Source organism: Betaproteobacteria bacterium, assembly GCA_016194905.1.
Lineage (GTDB): Bacteria > Pseudomonadota > Gammaproteobacteria > Burkholderiales > JACQAP01 > JACQAP01.
In genome coordinates this window covers 19,708-38,816 of record JACQAP010000023.1, presented here as the reverse complement: position 1 = coordinate 38,816, position 19,109 = coordinate 19,708, and the positions used below count along the sequence as shown (strand labels likewise).

17 protein-coding genes are annotated in these 19,109 nt (G+C 61.0%); 9 read left to right on the top strand and 8 right to left on the bottom strand.

The features are described from left to right. Nucleotides 1-320 precede the first annotated feature (320 nt). The 4 genes from HY067_16750 (at nucleotide 321) to HY067_16735 (ending at nucleotide 3,852) form a co-directional block, all read left to right on the top strand. Nucleotides 321-1,265 (top strand): hypothetical protein, encoded by a 945-nt coding sequence (locus HY067_16750; GenBank protein MBI3529604.1) that lies wholly within the window; start codon nucleotides 321-323, stop codon nucleotides 1,263-1,265. 140 nt (nucleotides 1,266-1,405) lie between these two features. After that, the gene (locus tag HY067_16745) at nucleotides 1,406-1,840 is read left to right on the top strand and encodes a hypothetical protein (GenBank protein ID MBI3529603.1); all 435 of its coding nucleotides are present in this window, start codon (nucleotides 1,406-1,408) and stop codon (nucleotides 1,838-1,840) included. A gap of 9 nt (nucleotides 1,841-1,849) precedes the next feature. Beyond that, nucleotides 1,850-1,999, top strand: a complete 150-nt coding sequence (locus HY067_16740; protein ID MBI3529602.1) for a hypothetical protein — start codon at nucleotides 1,850-1,852, stop codon at nucleotides 1,997-1,999. A gap of 17 nt (nucleotides 2,000-2,016) precedes the next feature. After that, a complete protein-coding gene (locus HY067_16735; protein MBI3529601.1) occupies nucleotides 2,017-3,852 on the top strand; it encodes a carbamoyltransferase in 1,836 nt (611 codons plus the stop codon). Nucleotides 3,853-3,883: 31 nt separating this feature from the next. On the opposite strand, the gene HY067_16730 is transcribed toward HY067_16735, so the two are convergent. Together HY067_16730 and HY067_16725 are read right to left on the bottom strand one after the other, a co-directional pair. Beyond that, a complete protein-coding gene (locus HY067_16730) occupies nucleotides 3,884-4,906 on the bottom strand; it encodes a methyltransferase domain-containing protein (GenBank protein ID MBI3529600.1) in 1,023 nt (340 codons plus the stop codon). Nucleotides 4,907-4,959: 53 nt separating this feature from the next. Further along, entirely contained in the window at nucleotides 4,960-5,946 is a 987-nt protein-coding gene (locus tag HY067_16725) for a methyltransferase domain-containing protein (GenBank protein ID MBI3529599.1), read from the bottom strand. 123 nt (nucleotides 5,947-6,069) lie between these two features. On the opposite strand from HY067_16725, the gene HY067_16720 reads away from it, so the two are divergent. The 5 genes from HY067_16720 to asnB all read left to right on the top strand — a co-directional run bounded on the left by HY067_16720 (nucleotide 6,070) and on the right by asnB (nucleotide 10,856). Beyond that, nucleotides 6,070-6,354, top strand: coding sequence for an NAD(P)-dependent oxidoreductase (locus HY067_16720; protein MBI3529598.1), 285 nt, complete (start codon nucleotides 6,070-6,072; stop codon nucleotides 6,352-6,354). Further along, nucleotides 6,321-6,482 carry a hypothetical protein gene (locus HY067_16715; GenBank protein ID MBI3529597.1) on the top strand — a complete coding sequence of 54 codons (162 nt, stop codon included), beginning with the start codon at nucleotides 6,321-6,323 and terminating at the stop codon, nucleotides 6,480-6,482. Before HY067_16720 ends, HY067_16715 begins: the two co-directional genes overlap by 34 nt. After that, a complete protein-coding gene (locus HY067_16710) occupies nucleotides 6,482-7,693 on the top strand; it encodes a glycosyltransferase (protein ID MBI3529596.1) in 1,212 nt (403 codons plus the stop codon). Before HY067_16715 ends, HY067_16710 begins: the two co-directional genes overlap by 1 nt. Before the next feature lie 207 nt (nucleotides 7,694-7,900). Then, on the top strand, nucleotides 7,901-8,953 hold the full coding sequence (locus HY067_16705) for a glycosyltransferase (GenBank protein MBI3529595.1): 1,053 nt from the start codon (nucleotides 7,901-7,903) through the stop codon (nucleotides 8,951-8,953). A gap of 16 nt (nucleotides 8,954-8,969) precedes the next feature. After that, a complete protein-coding gene (gene asnB / locus HY067_16700; protein MBI3529594.1) occupies nucleotides 8,970-10,856 on the top strand; it encodes an asparagine synthase (glutamine-hydrolyzing) in 1,887 nt (628 codons plus the stop codon). 595 nt (nucleotides 10,857-11,451) lie between these two features. On the opposite strand, the gene HY067_16695 is transcribed toward asnB, so the two are convergent. The 6 genes from HY067_16695 to HY067_16670 form a co-directional block, all read right to left on the bottom strand. After that, entirely contained in the window at nucleotides 11,452-12,531 is a 1,080-nt protein-coding gene (locus HY067_16695; GenBank protein ID MBI3529593.1) for an SGNH/GDSL hydrolase family protein, read from the bottom strand. Nucleotides 12,532-12,858: 327 nt separating this feature from the next. Further along, nucleotides 12,859-14,436, bottom strand: a complete 1,578-nt coding sequence (locus tag HY067_16690) for a hypothetical protein (protein ID MBI3529592.1) — start codon at nucleotides 14,434-14,436, stop codon at nucleotides 12,859-12,861. 180 nt (nucleotides 14,437-14,616) lie between these two features. Beyond that, nucleotides 14,617-15,513 carry an FkbM family methyltransferase gene (locus HY067_16685; GenBank protein MBI3529591.1) on the bottom strand — a complete coding sequence of 299 codons (897 nt, stop codon included), beginning with the start codon at nucleotides 15,511-15,513 and terminating at the stop codon, nucleotides 14,617-14,619. A gap of 192 nt (nucleotides 15,514-15,705) precedes the next feature. Then, complete coding sequence (locus HY067_16680) at nucleotides 15,706-16,725, bottom strand: SDR family NAD(P)-dependent oxidoreductase (protein ID MBI3529590.1); 1,020 nt, start codon at nucleotides 16,723-16,725, stop codon at nucleotides 15,706-15,708. Between the two features lie 159 nt (nucleotides 16,726-16,884). After that, on the bottom strand, nucleotides 16,885-17,868 hold the full coding sequence (gene galE / locus HY067_16675; GenBank protein MBI3529589.1) for a UDP-glucose 4-epimerase GalE: 984 nt from the start codon (nucleotides 17,866-17,868) through the stop codon (nucleotides 16,885-16,887). 110 nt (nucleotides 17,869-17,978) lie between these two features. Continuing rightward, nucleotides 17,979-19,106, bottom strand: a complete 1,128-nt coding sequence (locus tag HY067_16670; protein ID MBI3529588.1) for a glycosyltransferase family 4 protein — start codon at nucleotides 19,104-19,106, stop codon at nucleotides 17,979-17,981. Nucleotides 19,107-19,109 lie beyond the last annotated feature (3 nt).

Below are 19,109 nucleotides of genomic sequence, written 5' to 3'. Positions count from 1 at the left end.
GTGAAAGGTCGGTATTGCGCGCATAGTTTCAGTGTACCGCCATGCCTTTACTGCGTTGGAAGGAGAATATACTTTCCGCAAGCCGGGAGGCTACAAATGCCAGTCCCAGTACCACGAAGCGAGAGTGCCGTATGAAGTACAACTCTGCAACGGCGGTGTCTTCGGCTGGTGCTCATTGGTCGTTCTCAAAGCGCTTGCTGGTGCTTTCGATCTCGTTTCTTTGTGTTTTGTTGTTTGGTGAACTCACCGGGCGGTTGCTTGAACGTTACGCCGGGTACATGCCGCGCCGGGCGGCAAGCTATGCCGAAGGAAATCCATACTTGCGAACCGCGCTCGTACCTGGCATGCGCTTCAAGTCGGGCTCTTTTCGCGTGGAGGTCAACAGTCTGGGTTTTCGCGGCCTGGAAATCCAGGTGCCCAAGCCGGCGGGCTCGTTCCGTATCTTCGCCTTGGGCGAGTCCTCCACGTTTGGCTGGAAAGGCGCCCGGTCGCACGAAGAAGCCTGGCCAGCGTTGCTGGAAGCGAAGTTGCAGGCAGCGCACCCCGGCCGGCGCATCGAGGTCGTCAACGCCGGTGTGCCCGGTTACACGTCGATCGAGCAGCGGATCAATTTCATGCTGCGCATTTCCCACTTGGAGCCGGATGGGATCCTGATTTATCACGGGAACAACGACCTGAATTGGTCCTGGATTCCCGATGTCGAAACCAAGCTCGTATATGGGCGGGGACTAAGCATCGCCCCGCCAAGCCGGTTCCAGCGGCTTATCGACTACTCGTACGTCCTGATGGAGATCCGGTCCCGCATCAACCTGTTCAGCCGGTCTTCGCAACCCAAGCATGACGACCCTGACGCGGCAGCGATTCGCATGCTCAAGAACAACCTCGCGGGACTCATCGCCGATGCTCGCCACGCCAGTGTGAAGGTAGCCGTGGGCACCTTCGCGCATGGGCTCGACGAGTCCGGGCAGCCAGGCCGGTTCAGCGAAGACGAAGTAAAGCTCGGTGTGCCGATTGTCGGGCGGTGGTTTGAGAATCTGGGGCCCCAGGGGGTACGCCGCAGCTTTCCTGTCTATAACGACATGGTCCGCGAACTCGCACGCATGGAGGGAATTCCTCTGGCCGAACCAGCCAAGCGAGTCCCGCCCACGCCGGAATTCCTTACAGACTGGTGCCACTTCACCGCGAAAGGCGAGGAGCTCATGGGGCAGATCTGGTTCGATACGCTGGAGCAGGCGGGCTGGCTCGGCAAGAAAAGCGTCAAGTGAGCAAACGCGCGCATATCGGTCTTGATGGCGCCTCAAGAAAGGCTGGAATAAGGGCGGCAGATTCCGCGTTGCCAAGAGGACGGAGTGCGTGTAAAACACGCTTGGGCCGCTATCTCAGGCGAGTGAAAGATACATAACTGATGAATCAGGTGGCACAGACCCACGAAGATTTTTCCAGAAGCCAGCAGGTCAAGGCGTCGAGCAATCGCGCGTTCGGCTGGGTGTTCGTGACGGTTTTCCTGGTCATCGCGTTGTCGCCGCTCGCCTTTGGCGGCACCCTGCGATGGTGGTCGCTGATCGTCAGCGGGTTGGTGCTGGTGGCCACCGTCGCGGCGCCGTCGCTGCTCACCATTCCGAACCGGCTGTGGCTGCGTTTCGGGCTGCTGCTGCATCGTATCGTCAGTCCGGTCGTGCTGGCCATCATGTTCTACCTGGTCGTCACGCCCATGGGCCTGCTCATGCGGATGTTCGCCAAGAATATTCTGTGGCTGCGCCGCGAATCTGCCGCCGAGAGCTACTGGATCAAGCGTGAACCGCCCGGCCCGCAACCGGACAGCCTGCCCCATCAATTTTAGGAGAGAAGCATGTCCTTTCTCAGGGAGTTGTGGGCCTACATGCGGGTGCGCAAGAAATTCTGGCTGATCCCGATTCTAGTGGTGATGGCAATCCTGGGCGGCTTGCTCGTGTTCGCCCAAGGCTCGGCCGTGGCGCCGTTCATCTACACGCTGTTCTGAGAAACCGGAACGGATCGATGCGAATTCTGGGAATTTCGGCGTTCTACCACGACAGCGCCGCGGCGCTGGTGGTTGACGGCGAGATCGTGGCGGCGGCGCAGGAGGAGCGATTCACGCGCAAGAAACACGATGCGGGATTCCCGCGCCATGCGCTTGAGTTCTGCCTGGCGGAGGCGGGGATCGGTATCGATCAGGTCGACTTGGTCGCGTTCTACGACAAGCCGTTCCTCAAGTTCGAGCGCCTGCTCGAGACCTATCTCGCGTTTGCGCCGCGGGGTTTCGCATCGTTCCGGATGGCGATCCCGATCTGGCTACGCGAAAAGCTGTTTCTGAAGGGCTACCTGACCCGGGAACTGAAACTGCATGGCCCCGACTTCGACTGGGACCAGCGCCTGGTATTCAGCGAGCATCACCTCAGTCATGCGGCCAGCGCTTTTTTCCCGTCGCCGTTTTCCTCTGCGGCGGTGTTGACGCTGGACGGCGTCGGGGAGTGGGCGACCAGCTCGGTCGCGCTCGGTCGCGACAACCGGCTGCAGGTCATGAAGGAGATCCACTTTCCCCATTCGCTGGGCCTGCTCTACTCCGCGTTTACCTATTACACGGGCTTCAAGGTCAACTCGGGCGAGTACAAGCTGATGGGACTCGCGCCCTATGGCGAGCCGCGCTATGCGGGCCTGATACTGGACAAGCTGATCGACCTGAAGGCCGACGGCTCCTTTCGGCTTGACCTCGATTACTTCAATTACTGCGTCGGCCTGACCATGACCAACACCAGGTTCGACGCGCTGTTCGGCCAGCCGCCGCGCACGCCGGAGCAGCCATTGACCCCGTTTCACATGGACATCGCCGCCTCGATCCAACAGGTCACCGAAGAGATCATGCTGCGCATGACGCGTTCGCTCGCGCGGGAGACCGGCGAGCGCAACTTGTGCCTTGCAGGCGGCGTCGCACTCAACTGCGTCGCCAATGGCAAAATACTGCGCGACGGCCAATTTGACGGCATCTGGATCCAGCCGGCGGCCGGCGATGCCGGCGGTTCGGTCGGAGCGGCGCTGGGCGCCTACCACCTGTACAAGGGGCAGCCGCGCCGCCTGAATGGCGGACTCGATGGCATGCGGGGTTCTTATCTCGGTCCGAAGTTCGAGCAGCACGAGTTAGAGCAACGGCTGCAGGCGGCGGGCGCGAAGTTCAGCGTTGTCGACGATACGTCAATCGTAGCAGAGGCAGTCGACGCGCTCGTCGCGCAGAAGGCGATCGGCTGGTTTCAGGGGCGCATGGAATTTGGCCCGCGGGCGCTTGGCGCCCGGTCGATCCTCGGTGATCCGCGCTCCCCGAGCATGCAGAAGCTGCTCAACCTGAAGGTGAAGTATCGAGAATCCTTCCGGCCGTTCGCGCCGGCAGTGCTGCGCGAGGACGTCGGCGACTGGTTCGAACTCGATCATGATTCGCCCTACATGCTGCTGGTCGCCGGCGTGCGGCCCGAGCGGCGTCGCACGATGACCGAGGAGGAGAAGAAGCTGTTCGGAATCGACCAGCTCAATGTGCCGCGTTCGGAGATTCCCGCAGTGACCCACATCGACTATTCCGCGCGCATTCAGACGGTTCACCGCGAGACCAATCCGCGCTTCCACGCCCTGCTCGGTGCATTCAAGCAACGCACCGGCTGCCCGGTGCTGGTCAACACCAGCTTCAACGTGCGCGGCGAACCCATCGTGTGCACTCCGGAGGACGCGTTTCGCTGCTTCATGGGGAGCGAGATCGAGATGCTGGTGATCGGTAACTGCGTGCTACAGAAGGAGCAGCAGAACCCTGCGCTCAAACTCGACTACAAGCACGCGTTCGAACTCGATTGAGCCCTTGCGTTTGATATCGGCGGCCCGGTTGTCAGGAATCGCGCGCGCGGCGCAGGCGCAATTCAAACGCTGGTCCGATTTGCAGCAGCAAACGACTCATCCAGGGCATCTCGCCCAGACGCCGGTATACCTGCATCAACTTGCGCTCGACGAAGGGATAGCGGCCATCGGGTGCGGCAATCCGGCGCGGCCTGCATTCCGCCACGGTGAGTCCGGCGCGCACGGCGATGCGCCGCATCTCCGGCACCGAAATCAGGTTTACATAGCGCAACGAATCCACTCCGCGCAGCTTCGTCACCACCCAGGTACGCATTCCAAGGGGAAGCCACCCAATCGCCCACACGCGAGTGCTGGGATGCGGGCCCAGCGTCCGGCCGTTGGCGGCGGTCAGCCAGAGGGCAGCGCCCGGCCTGCTTATTACGGCAAGCGCGCGCACCAGGCTCGGGATGTCCGGCACATGTTCCACCAGATCAACCGCCATCACTGCATCGAAGCTTGCCGGCGCGAAAGGCGGATCCGCCAGATCCGCGCATATCAGGGGAATCGCGAGCCCGAGCTCGTCGAGGCGCTTGCGGCAAATCACCAGCCAGCGCAGCGCGATGTCGACGCCCACCACCCGCAGGCCGCGCCGGTCTGCCGCCACCAGCATGGCACCCGCACCGCAGCCCGCATCCAGCGCAACCGCATTCGGCGGCGCGGCCGCCAGGGCCGCCGCCAAGTCGGCCGCCAGCAGATCGGCGTGGCGGATGCCGTTGAGAATCGACGCCTTGTAACGCCGGGCAAGTTCGGGCGGTACGTCATCGGTGATTTCGTAATAGAAGTCGAGCAGCTGTTCGAACGAGCGGGTCGCGGCCGCTTCAGCCAGGCGCGTTGCCTTGGCCGTCTCGGCGCGCAGATCGAGGTATCGATCCGGGCGCAATCTGAAATCCGGAATCCCGAACAGGACCGGATAGACGCGGCCGCATCGATCGCAAACGTAGGCATCGTCGGCGGCGCGCACCGGATCACGGCATTGCGGACAGACGAATTGGAAGTCCGAAAGGGACAGCGGCATTACTCGATCGCTTGCAGAGAATCGCCCGAATGATTCCGTCGCGAGGCGATGGCCTAAGCCTTATGGAATACGACGTGTATGAACTGCGCGCGCTCGGGTTTTCCGAACCATTGCTCGGCGGAGCTGTGGAAAACTCCCATGCCTACCTCGTAGGCTGCGTTGACGATCCCGCTCGCGGCGCTCATGCGGCTCAGCATCCGGGGCCAGCGGATCTCCGGCAGATTCTGATAGTCAGGGACGTCGAAGAAAGTCCGGTAGTTCAGAACACTCGGCAGAATCGCATCCACAAGCTGCATCTTGTTCAAGCGTAACCCGTGGCTCTCGAATCGTTGGATCACTCGCTGCGCGGGTTCCAAGCCGACATGGCCGTGTTGTTCAACGAACTGCTTGCGGTAGGCCTGCGAGTTCCTCTTGGCAGCCGAAACAGCAGGATGAGCGCTGTCCGTTTCGATGATGTGTGCAGTCACCCCGCCAGGCCTCAGGACGCGAGCGATCTCCGATATCAGGTGATCCTTATCCTCGATGGATACGTGCCCAACCGTATGGGAAGATGCGACGACGTCGAACAGAGACGATGCGAAGGGCAATCGGGGAAGCTGGCCTAGGGCAACCGCGCTATATCGGGGAGCGCAATCCCGCAGGAAAGTCAGGGAACCGTCATAGCCTACGGTTTCGCGGGAGCGTTCGATGAAGATCCCGCGGCCGCGGCCGCAGCCGAAATCGAGAAGGCGGTCGCAGCGCGGGATCACTCGATCCCAGAACTTCCACTCCTGCCAGGACCAAAAAGGCAGAACGCCCAGGGTTACCCGCTTAAGTCCTGACGGCGAGGCCGCGAAGGGACAGTGCACAAGAGCGAACTCATCGTAGAAGCGATCCGGCGATGCGAAGCACGGGATGCCTTCGAGAACCGCATAGTCGTGGCCACAACGATTACAGACCAGGTGCGCAGCGTTCGCTTCCAGCTTGCCCTTGCACTGCGGACAGGCCAGCAGGTCAAGGCGCAAGACGCGCCCTGCCTCGGACGGCTCGATGGCAGTCATTCCTGGATCCTCGGAAAAATCCTAGCTCACTCCGCCGGGAGACACTCCGATGATACAACAGTTCCGTCTCGCGCCGGCGCGTTCAGGATAGGGAGAGACGATGCGGCAGGTTGGGCAAGCGGGATGTTATTCTTCGCCTCTTGGGGGCTCGATGGGAGTGGAATCCTGATCCTCGTCACTGGTGGCACGGGCTTCGTAGGTCGTCACCTCGCCGGGCAGTTCGTCGCCGATAATCGTCGCGTCCGGGTGCTGAGCCGCACGCCCAGCCGCCATCAGAATCACGGACGCCAGTTCACAATGATTGTTGACCACGACCGCGACGATCCTCTTCCGCGCATGGTCGCGGAATACCGAGGCCAGCCCGAGCGGGTCAGATGCTCCCCGAAGCTGCCGTGGGCGTACGGCTGATCGTCGAGCACCCTGTGCATACGATACAAACCAACGTGCACGCCACCGAGGTGGTTGTCGGGGCCGTGGCACGCAAGCCGAAGCTCGTTGGCTTCGTATCGACAATCCGCTTGATGGGAAGCGCCTGATGGCACCAGGGCCTCGGCTGCAAGTCCTCGTCCTCGCGCGCAATTACCCAAACAACGTCATGCCGACGCTGGGTCTGTGGACCCAGCGTCTCGTGCTGGCTTCAAGCCGCTTGGTCGACCCCACGGTGATTGCGCCGGTCCCGTATGCGCCGCCGCTCCTGCCTATCGAGGCGTTCACCCGCTTTCGCCGCGTGGCGGCGCGGCGCCGGGATGCCGGCTACGACGTCTTCCATCCTCGTGTGCCGTTCCCGCCAGGACACGCTCTGCATCGCTTTGAGGCCGCGCTCATATGGCCCACGGTCCGCCGGCTCGCCGACCGGCTGCACGAGGAGCGCCGGTTCGACCTCATCCACGCGCATTTCATTTACCCCGACGGCGTCCTGGCGGCTCGGCTCGGCCGGCGCTACGGCCTTCCCGTGGTTACCACGGAGGGAGCCCCCTGGCGACCGTGGTTCGACGACTACCCCGCCGTCCGCGCGCAGGTATTGCGGGCCCTGGCGTCCGTCCGGTTGGTCCTTCCGGTCAGCACTTCGCTCGAGCGGAACATCGTTGACGCGATGGGCGGTCACGTGACCACGCGTGTCGTGCACAACGTTGTCGACGAAGCGACTTTCACGCCGTCGGAGACGGAAGGCTCCTGGGACCCCGACCAGCTTCTCTTTGTCGGTGTGATCCGACGCGTGAAAGGGCTCGACATCCTGGTCCGCGCCTTCGCCACGCTGGCGCGTCGGCGCCCCACACTCCGCCTGCTCGTGATAGGTGCCGCCTTCTACAGGGGCTATCAGCGCGATGAGGACGAAGTGCGCCGACTCGTCGGCGAATTGGGGCTCGCGGGCCGCATTCGCTTCGCCGGACAGTCGAGCCCGGCGGAGGTCGCCGCCGCGATGCAACGCAGCGCGCTGCTCGTGGTGCCGAGCAGGCGCGAGACCTTCTCGGCGGTGACTGCCGAGGCCATCGCGTCCGGCACACCCGTGGTGGCAACGCGCTGCGGAGGGCCGGAAGATATAATCACACCGGAGAATGGCCGGCTGGTGCCATCCGAGGATCCGGAGGCGTTGGCGCGCGCGATTGACGAGATGCTGGGGCTGCGCGCGCAATTTGACCGGCGTGCGCTTCACGCCGACATGGTGGCGCGCTTCGGCATGCAGGTCACGGCCGCCCGGCTCGCGAAAGTTTACGGCGACGTGCTGGGCAGGACTCTAGCGTCGTGATGCCTCTAGCGCCACAAACACTCGCCTGATCGCGTAGTTCGGGAGCATGCCATTGCGTCGTCGCGTCGGGCGAAAGCGAGTTCCGGAGCGATTGCCATGCGCCACCGGAGGCCGCCTTCACACTCATCAGGATGTGTTAGGCTGCCCGTGGAGCCCTCGTCCGACGGCAATGTTGCCTGCAAATCCTGGCGCACCGAACGTTCATAAATGGCGAACAAGATTCTCCCTGTCTCCACCAACCCGCCGCTTGTATCCGTCCTCGTCCCGAGCTACAACGGTGCCGCGTTTCTGCGCGAAGCACTCGACTCGATCGTCGCCCAGACTTACCCCAGCATGGAGATCATTCTGCTCGACGATGCGTCGAGCGATGACACGCCCGCGATCGCCGCGGAGTACGAAGGCAAGATCACCTACGTACGCCAACCGAACAATCTCGGCATTTACGACAACGTCAACGTCGGCATTGCGCGTGCCCGCGGCTCGCTCATCGCGACGTACCACGCGGACGACATCTATCTGCCGACGATCGTCGAGACGCAGGTCTCGTACCTGCAGGCGCATCCGCAGGTGGCGGCCGTGTTCTGCTCGGACATCTTCGTGGACGCAGAGGGCCGGGAATACGGCCGCCTATCGATCCCGGAGGAGGTGCGCGGCGAGCAGCCGCTCGATTACCCGGTCGTTCTGAATACCCTGCTCAAGTACAAGAATGGATTCCTGGTCTGTCCAACTGCAATGGTACGCGCCTCGGTTCATGAGGACGTCGGAACGTATCGTCAAGCTCGCTATCGCAATACGGCGGATCTCGAGATGTGGCTGCGCATCGCGCGGTGCTATTCGATCGCGGTGCTCGAATCCCACCTGATGAAATACCGGCACTTCCACGGCAACTCGTCGCAGCGTTATCATCGCCTTCGTACCGCGCCCGAAAACTACTTTGTCATTCTCGACGAGTACCTCGCGTCGGGGGACAACACCCTCGCCACACCCACGGCCCTCCTGAACTACGAGGCGCATCGATCGGAGGACCGGCTGATGGCGGCGATCAGCCACTACATCAAGAACGAACTACCTGCCGGGCGCGGTGCATTGCGCGAGGTGCAGATCACAATGATAGCTCGGGCGCATAGCGTTCAGCGCTGGCGGCTTCTGGTGTTGGTTGCCGGCATGTGGGGACTGTTACGACTCCCCCGCATGGAGTGGTGCGCCCAAGTGATGTTAAAGCGGTGGCATGTGAAGGGCCCTCCAAAGCGTACGAGATGACAGGTCACTCGCCCTGATGTGTGGCATCGTTGGCGTCCTCTCCAGCGCGGTGGTCGAGCGAGCTACTGTCGAACGGATGCGTGACAGGTTGGCGCATCGCGGGCCGGATCACGCCGGCTTGTGGCAATCGGTCGACGGCCGCATATGCCTGGGACACCGGCGTCTTTCAATTATCGACCTCGACGTCCGCTCCAATCAGCCGATGTGCTCCCACGATGGAAGGTTTGTCGTGACATTCAACGGAGAGATCTACAACTTCCGCGCGGTCCGCAAGGCATTGGAAGGCGAAGGAGCCCGGTTTCGAACCGAATCGGATACCGAAGTGCTGCTCGAGGCATTCCGGCACTGGGGAGCGGACTTGCTCGATCACCTTTCGGGCATGTTCGCCTTCGCATTGTGGGACACAAAAACGCGCCGGCTCTTCTGCGCGCGTGATCGGGCGGGCGAAAAGCCGCTTTATTACGCGCTCGTCAATGAGACCTTCGTCTTCGCATCCGAGATCAAAGGGCTGCTCGACTGGCCGGGCCTCGATCGGCGCATCGACTACGAAGCGATGATCGACTTCCTCACCTTCGGCTTCGTCGCCGATCCGAAGAGCATTTGGCAAGGCGTGCGGAAACTGGCGCCGGCTCATGCGATGGTGGTCGAGTTGCGTGAGGATGGGCGCACGATCGTCAACGAGCCTCGGCGGTACTGGTCGCTGCCTTTCGTGAGTCGGTCCGGCGACGCGACGGCGGAGGAGATCCGGGCGACGCTCCTGCGTGCAGCGAACGAGATGGCAATCGCGGACGTTCCGCTTGGTACCTTCCTCAGCGGAGGCGTCGACTCCTCTACAGTCACGGCTGCCTTGAGCCTGTCGGGGCACGCCGTCCGGAGCTTCACCATCGGTTTCGATGACGCGGCATACGACGAGCGCCGATGGGCGCGCCAGGTCGCCGATCGCTACCGGACATCACACGTGGAGCGAACGGTGGAGCCCTCGGATGTGGGCTCGGTACTCGACCATCTCGGTTGGCACTACGACGAGCCATTCAACGATTATTCCAGCGTCCCAACCTACTATCTTTGCCGGGAGGCTCGCCGATCGATCACGGTCGCGCTGTCGGGTGATGGAGCCGATGAAATCTTTGCCGGCTACCGCAAGTACCAGAGGCTGGTCAGGCGATCGGAGCTCGCAGGCATCTTCCCGGTCGGCGTGGCGCGTGCTCTCTCAGCGGTTGCGCAACACACGCTCAGCGAAGGAAGCCACTGGCGGAGAACGCTTGCGCAGTACGGCCTGGCGGCGCCTCAGATGCTTGCCGACATGCTGTGCACCGGTTTTCCCCTCCCCCTCCTGCGCCAGGTGGCGCGAGGGCCGCTCGCCGAGGCCTTGTGCCATTACGATCCGTATCGGCTGGTCGAACAGCTTCTGGTCGCCGCACCACCCGACGAGGTCGGTCTGGTGAATTCGATGCGCCACCTCGATTTCGCGCTAACGCTCCCCGGGGACATCCTGGTCAAGGTCGATCGCGCGAGCATGGCCGTGTCGCTCGAAGTGCGGCCGCTCTTTCTTCACCGGGACGTGATGGAACTCGCGGCCGGAATCCCGGCAACGGCGCTGGCAAGTCATGACGCCGCGAAACTCGCGCTCAAGGAGGCGGTGCGACCGTGGTTGCCCGACGCACTGATCGACCGACCCAAGCAAGGATTCGCCATGCCACTGCCGGGGTGGCTCGGCCATGATTCCGTGATCGCCACCACGGTGCGTGGCGCCAGCTCCTCCGGTCCCCTGGCCGAGCTGCTCGACATGGGGCGCATTTCGCAGCTTTTGGCCGCCCACGCCCAGGGCGCGGGAAACTTCACGGCCATTGTGTACTCCGCGTTCATCCTCGACCAATGGTTCACGAAATGGATGCGGGTCTAGCATTCCCGTCGCCGTCCGTGCGCCTCTTCGACGTCGCATTTCTACCAGTCGGCGCTGGCGGAAACCTGAGCGTAGCGCCGTTGAAGCTTCGGTGCGATCACCTTCACTGCTCCGTCAGCAGCCGCTGGAAGTCGGCCCGAACCGCCTTAGCGTTCTTGGTTTCGTAATACCACCGAATCGTTCGGTCGAGCCCATCGCTGCTTGATCGCAACGATCTTCAACACGAGGCGATCAATATTGGCGGAGCTCGATGGCTTGAATAGTGTGAGTTGATATCTCTGACCGGCGCACGCGTCGGTCATGTACCCTATCAACTCTGCGCCCCACCCTGGATCGAACAGATTGTTGCCCTGAACGCGCGCGCGGGGCGCGGTCGGCGGCAAGCCCCCCCGCCCTTCTCGTACGACTAGCGCGCACCTGGGTCAATCGCGCCGCGAACATCGAGAAGGCCCGCCGCCTCCTCGGTTTCGAACCGATGGCGCTGGAGTGGGGACTCGAACAGACGGCGGCGGAGCTGCGCCGACAGGAGTTCATCTAGCTTGTGGGACTTTGCTCTCGAAACACGCCTTCCTTTAGCTGGTTGTCGCGTGCTGGTCTATTCTGTTTGTAGAAATTCCTTGATGCTTTTTGCCGCGATCGAATGCTCGTTTGCCAGCCAGTGACTTCGAGTGTTGAATGTAGTCCCCTTTTTCGCCTCTTCCACGAAAGAACGACGAAGAAACAGACACGCAATTTTCTGTTCTTCACAATTCTTATACAGGTATTGTTCGTTCGGGGTCATCGCCTCATCGGATTTGATGAGTTCTGCCAACACCGGTAGATACACGAAGACCGGCGTCGCGTTGATCTGCCGGGTGGTTCTTACGAATTCTCTGAGAATAGACGTCGTGAGCGTTTTGGCTCTCTCGTCATTCAACCCGAGCGTCCACCGAATCTTCTCTCGTAAGATCACACCGAGATCGAGAATTTTCAATCGGTAGAACTCGTGCGTTATGAACCACTCCGGAGAAGGAACAGAAACATTGACGAGGTGCAATTCGTGATCCAGTATTTCAAATTTCGGCTTAGAGTAATTGTTGAATTCAAAAAGATTGCGGTTCATATCGAACCACACATATCCCAAGATCACGATGTCTGGACGATATTTGATCCCTTCTTCTTGTAAGTAGAGCAACATTTGATCGTGTCCATAACCGTGAATACCTAAATTAAGCACCTCCGTATCGGGCATGATGCTTTCCAGATAGTGTGAATAGGTTTCGCCATCTGATACTTCATCCCCGAAACTATAGGAGTCGCCAAAAACAAGAATCCGACGTTTACCCGATTGCCGAGCATAAGAATACTCAGCTTTTCCCCTAAAGCCCATGGAGTTGGAGTTCAAGATCTTATTCTTGAAGACCACCATGTCCTTGATACCAGGCTTTAGCGTCCAGCCTCTCGACGGATGATAGGCATCGAACTTGTAGACAAACTGCTGCTGATCGGTGTGTTGATTTATCCAGTGAATCCTTGAGGAGGAATCGTCATACCCACTTAACTTACGAAAAATGGGGTCAATTGAAAACAAGCCACGAAAGACAACCTCTAGGAACAACAAAAGACCAAGACTGTAGAGTCCGATCTCTACGGTTCGCCGTCCGATAGATTTACTTGACATTGGGTTGAGGGTCACCGTAATTCAGTACCGGGGCTCCGTCAGCAGGAGCTCGAAGTCAGCCCGGACGGCCGCCGGGTTCTTCGTTTCGTAATACCACCGAATGGTTCGGTCAAGCCCGTCGCCGAAGCGCACCTGCGGCTCCCAGCCACGCAGCGTCTTCCCCAGTGAGTTATCGCGCACCCGCTTGTACAAGCCTGTGGGTTTCGTCGGATCAGGCAAGGATGTGGACTGCACTTCGGTGCGACGGAGTATTTCCTTGGCGGCGGCGTACCGTTGTGCACGCGAGCGCGGTCCTGCGCTACGGACTGACGCCGGCGACTCTGACGCTTCTTCGCCCGCCCGTCAACGAAACTCCACCGACAAACTCGTGACACTGCGCGGGAGGAGAAGAGTGCTGATGCTGCCGTCTGCGCGCGGCGCCGCCGCAGTGAGCGGAAGCCAATAGCCCTCGGCGGATGACTGTTCGCCCTTCATTTCGCCGCTGAGCTCAACGCGCCCCGCAGTCCTCACGGTTACGGACACTGGATCAAGATGGTTGTTGACCACGACCGCGATGATCCTCTTCCGCGCATCGTCGCGGAATGCCGAGGCCAGCACCAGCGGGTCATCGGTTTCGCTGTCAATACGCACGGCGCCACGCCGGATCCAGCGGGCGTAGTGCCCGATCGCATAGCCGGTGCCGCTGATGCTGACCGTACCGCGCACACGGTTGAAGTGAACCAGGCAGTCCTCGCCGCAGGGGCCATGCTGGGAAAACATGTCCGCAACCTGGTACATGGCCCAATACGACGAAGCGTTCGCGTAGCGCATTTCATCGTGGATGTGAATGGCCCGCCCGCGCAGCGAATCCAGCGGGCCCGCCCGGCCATTGCTCACTTCGGTCATCCACACCTGCAGGCCGTACTGCTTCGCGAGGTCGCGGATGTCGTTGCGCACCTTGATGCGTCCTGCGTCCGGCCCGCCCTGCCCCGACGTGGCCAGAATGCGGTTCACGTCGCTGTAGACCGAGCCGTACGGGTAGGTGTGATAGCCGATCGCGCCCACGTAGCGGCGCGCTTCCGGGTCGGCGAGGATGGCGCGCGCCGAGGCGAGGCTGGCCTCCTCCGTCTCCTCGCTGGCAACCACCATGCGCAGGTCGCCGAATCCTTCACGGCGCAAGCGCGCACCGACCGCCTTTACGAGATCCACCACTTCCTGCACACCGCCGCCCGCGAGCTCGCCATTGCCGGTGGTCGGTTCGTTGAACAGATGATGCCAGCGCGTTACGATGCCGAACTTGTCGCGCCAATAAATCAGCGGCGCGACGACGTTCTCGGCCATCTCTTCGAGATAGAGCCGATAGTTGGATTTACGCACGCCGGCCAACCATGGGTCGGACCAGCGCACGTTGGTTCCGCTGTGGATGGTGAAGTTGTCGAAACCGTAGGGCCGGGCGAGATCGACGATGCCGGTCTTCTGGCCTTCTGAACGGACGAAGTTGAATGCACGCCAGTTGAACGTCAACGGATCGCCGTCGTCGTTGGCGGTCGTGTAGCGAGACGGATCGAAGTTTTCGTAGGGGCCGACTTCGAGCTGCCCCATGGTGATGCCCACCTGGCCGTAGACGGCCTCGATGACGCGAGGGCGCAGTGCCCCCATCAGGTCCTCCCGGCTCACCATGTCGAAATATTCGTTGGTCGTGGCGCCGAAGCCCTCGATGACCTGATGCGCCATTGCCTCGTCGATGCGAACGGAGACCGATCTCGCGGGCGCCGGGGTGGGCGTCGGCAGCGTCGCAGGTGCCGTAGCGGGCACTGCCACGTCGGGCTCACGCGGCTGCGCTTCCTGCTGGGGGCCAGGCGTGCCGGCACAGCCGGCGATCACCGCCATGCCCGCCAGCAAGGCCAGCGTGAGCGGCGGCACGAAGGATAGAAAATTCAATAGCACCTCCGCGAGTATCTCAGCTTTTCTTATTCGGGGTAGACCGCGGTTTGGAAGTCAGTTCGGGTGCGGCAGTGTTCGGGGCACCGGAAGACCTCAAAATACTCTTTCGCTTTGGCCGATTTCAGTCCTTGCAATGATGCCAGCAATTCTCGATGGCCCACGAGGCTTGAACGTTGTTCAATGGAGCAGATTGTTGTCCGTTCGACGCTCGTCCCCACCGCTTGGACGTAGCAAAGCGTGATAAATCCCAATCGGGTTTGGCTCATCCAGCGGCTCGCTCACATAGACGACTTCGGAGAGAAACGCGTTGAACTCCTCGATCGACGCACCACAGTTCCTCATCTGTGGCGGATGCACTTCGCAGAGGATGATGGGCTTGCATTCGGCCAGGACTCGACGCGCCCCGCGAAGCACCATCAGCTCTGCTCCCTCCACGTCGATCTTTATTACGTCGGGACGCAGATCGCGTGCCGCCTGAAGGCCGTCAATTGTGACCGAGTCCACCGTGAGTTCGCTTGCAGGCTCGGTGCGCCGCTCGGGATTCAGATCCTCGACATTTTGGCGCGCAATTGAAGCAGCCATGCTCGCCTTGTATGCGAAGAACTTGACACCCTTGTCGGTATCGGAGACGACCGCCGGCACCACCTCCACGACGCTTTCGAGACGATTGAAAGCGATGTTGCGGCGAAGCTTGGCGATCGTTTCGGGCGCTGGCTCGAACGCGAGTACCTTCCCCGAACGGCCGACCCGAACGCCGGCGCCCAGTGCGAAAATTCCGATATGCGCACCAATGTCGTACACCGTCATACCTTCGCGGATGAGCGAGACGAAAGGGTAGTAGAACGCCGGCTCATATTTTCGATTGTCGCGGCGATCAAAGCGTGCGCCGTCTTCGTACTCGAGGCGGAATAGCTCGCCATTAATGTGTGCAAGGTAGCCGCTCCGAGCGTAGATTCGCTTGAACGCGCCGTTCCAAATCGGCTCAATGGTTTGCCATATCCAAGTTTGATTCCTGAGTAGGCCTGAATTGCGGATCCCAGAACCAATGCGATGCATCAAGTAAGACAGCGACATATGGCGGTCCTCTGACGGCATGAACATACAAGCATAGCAGTGATGCACGGCAGAAAAAAGAGGCAACTTGCGCCGCCCTCTCTATGAGGATTCGCGAACCTGGAGGGGTTGAATCAATTCTTCTGTCAATGTCGGCAGAAACCTACCGGGCCGAGCAACGTGTAGCGCGGCGCCAGCCTGAACGAGGCTGCCTCATCGCTCGGTCAGAAGCCGATCAAAGTCGGCACGGACCGCCACCGCGTTCTTCGTTTCGTAATACCAGCGAATGGTTCGGTCGAGCCCGTCGCTGAAGGACACTTGCGGCGCCCAGCCGAGCAGTCTTTTTCCCAGCGAGTTGTCGCACACCCGGTTGTAGGGTCCGGTGGGTTTTGTCGGATCAGGCAACAACTTGGACTGCACTTTGGTGCGACGGAGTATCTCCTTGGCGGCGTCGATCACCCTGGTGCGCTCCATCGTGCCGAGATTGACCGCGGTGCCGTCGTCAATCTTCTCGGCGGCCAGTATCGTCCCCTCGACAATGTCGCTCACATAGGTCCAGTTTCGGATCTGTTCGCCCGTGCCCCACACGATGAACGGGTCCTGCTTGACGAACGCCCGCGCGATCATCGCGATGACCGCATGGTTCTCGAGGCAGCGCTCGCCGTAAGCGGTGAAATACCGAAGCGATGCGCATTTGAAGCCATAGTCCCGATGGTAGGCTTGGAGCGTCAGCTCGCACATCAGCTTGGCCCAACCGTAGAGGTTGTCCGCCGCGTAGGGCGGCTTCACCAGATCCTCTTTCAGGTACAGGACCTCGGAGGGGTCATGCTGCAAGTGATCGGGATAGACGCAGCCGGATGAAGCGAATGTGAACTTCTCGACTCCGCAGCGGTGGGCGGCGCGAATCATCAGCCCGTCGAGGGCGAGGTTCGTGGAACACGCTGCTTGATGCAGATCGATGTATCCCCGACCACCGTGGTTCGCCGCCAGGTGGAAGACGTGCTGCATTCCCTTCACCGCTCGTTCAGCCATCCCCGGCGAAAGCAGGTCCGCTTCGATGAATTCCACCGCCTGGCGATCCAGCAAGTGCTGGACGTTTGCGCGTGTCCCGCTTGAGAGGTCGTCGGCAATGCGCACGGAGGCGCCGCGCGAGACCAGCGCATCAACCAGATGCGAGCCGATGAAGGAACAGCCGCCGGTGACGAGCACCTTCTTGTCTTTCCAATATGACATGGCAAATTTCTCCAATAGCCGACGGCGGGAATGGTCGAATTATCGCTCTGAATCGTCAGTTCTCGCAATGCGGCTGGCCGCCTCCTTACGAACCCGTCTTATAAAACCGTTGGGCAATCCGCTGCGAGTGGATCGTCTTTCTCCGAATATGTCGGGCCGTTAGTCGCTCCCATATCCGTTGGGATTGGCCCGATGCCAATCCCACGCGCTCTTTACGATCGTCTCAAGCTCATGTCCAGGTTTCCAACCTAAAACCTTTCGGGCCTTTTGGGCGTTCGCCACCAAGCGCGAAGGGTCGCCCGGGCGGGCGGCCTCCATGCTGGTCTTAATCTCGCAATTCGTCAGTCGCCGCGCCGCCTCTATCACTTCCAGAACTGAATAGCCTTGGCCATTTCCCAGATTGATGCACGCTGACTCGCTCCCGCTTCGCAAATAGTCGAGCGCAAGCACGTGTGCTGCGCAAAGATCGCTTACATGAATGTAATCGCGGATGGCGGTGCCGTCAGGTGTCGGATATTTGTTGCCAAAAACGGAGACGTGCGGCGTCTTTCCCATCGCGGCAAATAACACGTTAGGGATCAAGTGCGTTTCGGGCTCGTGATGTTCTCCACGCCGCGCAGTCGCTCCAGCCGCGTTGAAATATCGCAGCGCCACATATTTCAGGCCATAGGCCCGATCGTATGCTTCGAGAATCTTTTCCATTGTCAATTTGGACCAGCCATAGGGATTCGTCGGCTGTTGCGGATGCTCCTCATCGATGGGGTCGCGGATTGGCTCGCCATACGTCGCGCACGTTGAAGAGAAGACGAATCGACGCACGCCGGCGGCAATCATTGAATCGAGCAAGGCGATGCCATGCTCGACATTCCTCTCGAAATACAGTTTCGGCTGAACTACCGATTCCCCGACACAAGCCAGCGCGGCGAAGTGAATACAGGACTCGATTTCGTGCTCACGACAGATTCGTTGCACCAGGGCTCGATTACCTGTCTCGCCTTGGTAGAAGGGAACGCTCTCGTCCAATGCCGCTCGGTGCCCGCGAAACAGGTCGTCGAGCACGACTACGCGTTCATTCCGCTCGAGCAACAAATCGACCATAACGCTGCCAATGTACCCGGCGCCACCTGTCACTAAAACGCTCATAGCTTATTCCGTTTAGATTTTCAAACCCCGCCTGACCGATACGAACGGAACGAACCACGATTGACCGATTCGTCCCTCGCCTGGAGTATATCCTGCTGGACTGCCGTCTCTCACGGACGCGGATCAGACCCGGGCGCGGTCTGGTCGAGAATCTCCATCGTCCGCCGAGCGCTCTCGGCGAGAGAGAAGCGCTTCGCGCGCGCACGGCCCTTTTCTTCGTATGCGTGGCGAAGCGCCGTGTCCGTGAGCAGAAGGGTCAGCCCTTTCACCAGATCGTCGACGGACGGAGTCGGCATCGACAGCACTGCATCCGCTCCGCCTTCCGCGAGCGCGGGATGATCGACCGCGAGCACGGCGGTTCCGCTCGCCATCGCCTCGAACATTGTCCACGAAATCCCTTCGTAGTTCGAAGGGAGCGCGAAGACATCGGCAGCCGCGTAGAGCTTGGCGAGCACGTCCTGATCCAGATGCGGCAGATAACGCATCACCAGCCCGACGCCGTGGTGCGACGCGATCTCCTCGAGCGGGAGCAAATTCACATTTGGGCCGACGATCAGCAGATGGTGCGGGAAATGCTGTTCCGCGCGAACGCGTGCGAACGCTTCGATGAGGTTGGGGACGTGACGGCGCGTCGCGAGCTTGCCAACGAAAATCACGAACGGGACGCGCCCGCCGAAGATGCGGCGCGCGGCGTCGGTCAGGCTCTCCTCGCTGTGCGGCTCGAAGAAGAGATCGGCCGGCCCGGGATACACCACGTCGATCTTTGCATCAGGGACACCGAAGAACCGGACGAGGTCGGCGCGCGTCGAGAGCGAGTTCGCGATCACCCGGTCCGCGCGCCGCGCGCTCGTGCGCGCCACCCCGGTGAATCGCATACGTTGCCACCTCGAGAACGACTCGGGAATCGCCTCGTAGATCCCATGGTTCGCCACCACCACATGCCCCCTGTACCAGAGCGGGCACGTGTACTCAGAGAAGAGCAGCGCCGCGCCGGACGCGGCGCGCGGCAGCTTCCACTGCTCCCAGAGCAGGTACGGGAGGCGTGTGGGCAGGGTACGCAGCTCGATCGTGGTCGTGGATCCCAAGCCGTCCACCTGCAGCGCGGCCGGACTGAGGAAGATGATCCTGTCGAACGGCTGCGGCCCCATGCTCCACTGCTGCGCCAAATACTCGAGGTGGCGTCCGATCGCGGTTCGTTTCGCCGACAAGCGCAGCGCATTGACGACGAGCGTTCTCAATGA

Excerpts from the sequence above, each read along its gene's own strand:
- HY067_16745 (MBI3529603.1), top strand. The coding sequence starts at position 1,406 with ATGAATCAGGTGGCACAGACCCACGAAGATTTTTCCAGAAGCCAGCAG.
- HY067_16735 (MBI3529601.1), top strand. The coding sequence starts at position 2,017 with ATGCGAATTCTGGGAATTTCGGCGTTCTACCACGACAGCGCCGCGGCG.
- HY067_16715 (MBI3529597.1), top strand. The coding sequence starts at position 6,321 with ATGCTCCCCGAAGCTGCCGTGGGCGTACGGCTGATCGTCGAGCACCCT.
- asnB (MBI3529594.1), top strand. The coding sequence starts at position 8,970 with ATGTGTGGCATCGTTGGCGTCCTCTCCAGCGCGGTGGTCGAGCGAGCT.
- HY067_16740 (MBI3529602.1), top strand. The coding sequence starts at position 1,850 with ATGTCCTTTCTCAGGGAGTTGTGGGCCTACATGCGGGTGCGCAAGAAA.
- galE (MBI3529589.1), bottom strand. The coding sequence starts at position 17,868 with ATGAGCGTTTTAGTGACAGGTGGCGCCGGGTACATTGGCAGCGTTATG.
- HY067_16710 (MBI3529596.1), top strand. The coding sequence starts at position 6,482 with ATGGCACCAGGGCCTCGGCTGCAAGTCCTCGTCCTCGCGCGCAATTAC.
- HY067_16720 (MBI3529598.1), top strand. The coding sequence starts at position 6,070 with ATGTTATTCTTCGCCTCTTGGGGGCTCGATGGGAGTGGAATCCTGATC.
- HY067_16680 (MBI3529590.1), bottom strand. The coding sequence starts at position 16,725 with ATGTCATATTGGAAAGACAAGAAGGTGCTCGTCACCGGCGGCTGTTCC.
- HY067_16685 (MBI3529591.1), bottom strand. The coding sequence starts at position 15,513 with ATGTCGCTGTCTTACTTGATGCATCGCATTGGTTCTGGGATCCGCAAT.
- HY067_16705 (MBI3529595.1), top strand. The coding sequence starts at position 7,901 with ATGGCGAACAAGATTCTCCCTGTCTCCACCAACCCGCCGCTTGTATCC.
- HY067_16725 (MBI3529599.1), bottom strand. The coding sequence starts at position 5,946 with ATGACTGCCATCGAGCCGTCCGAGGCAGGGCGCGTCTTGCGCCTTGAC.
- HY067_16730 (MBI3529600.1), bottom strand. The coding sequence starts at position 4,906 with ATGCCGCTGTCCCTTTCGGACTTCCAATTCGTCTGTCCGCAATGCCGT.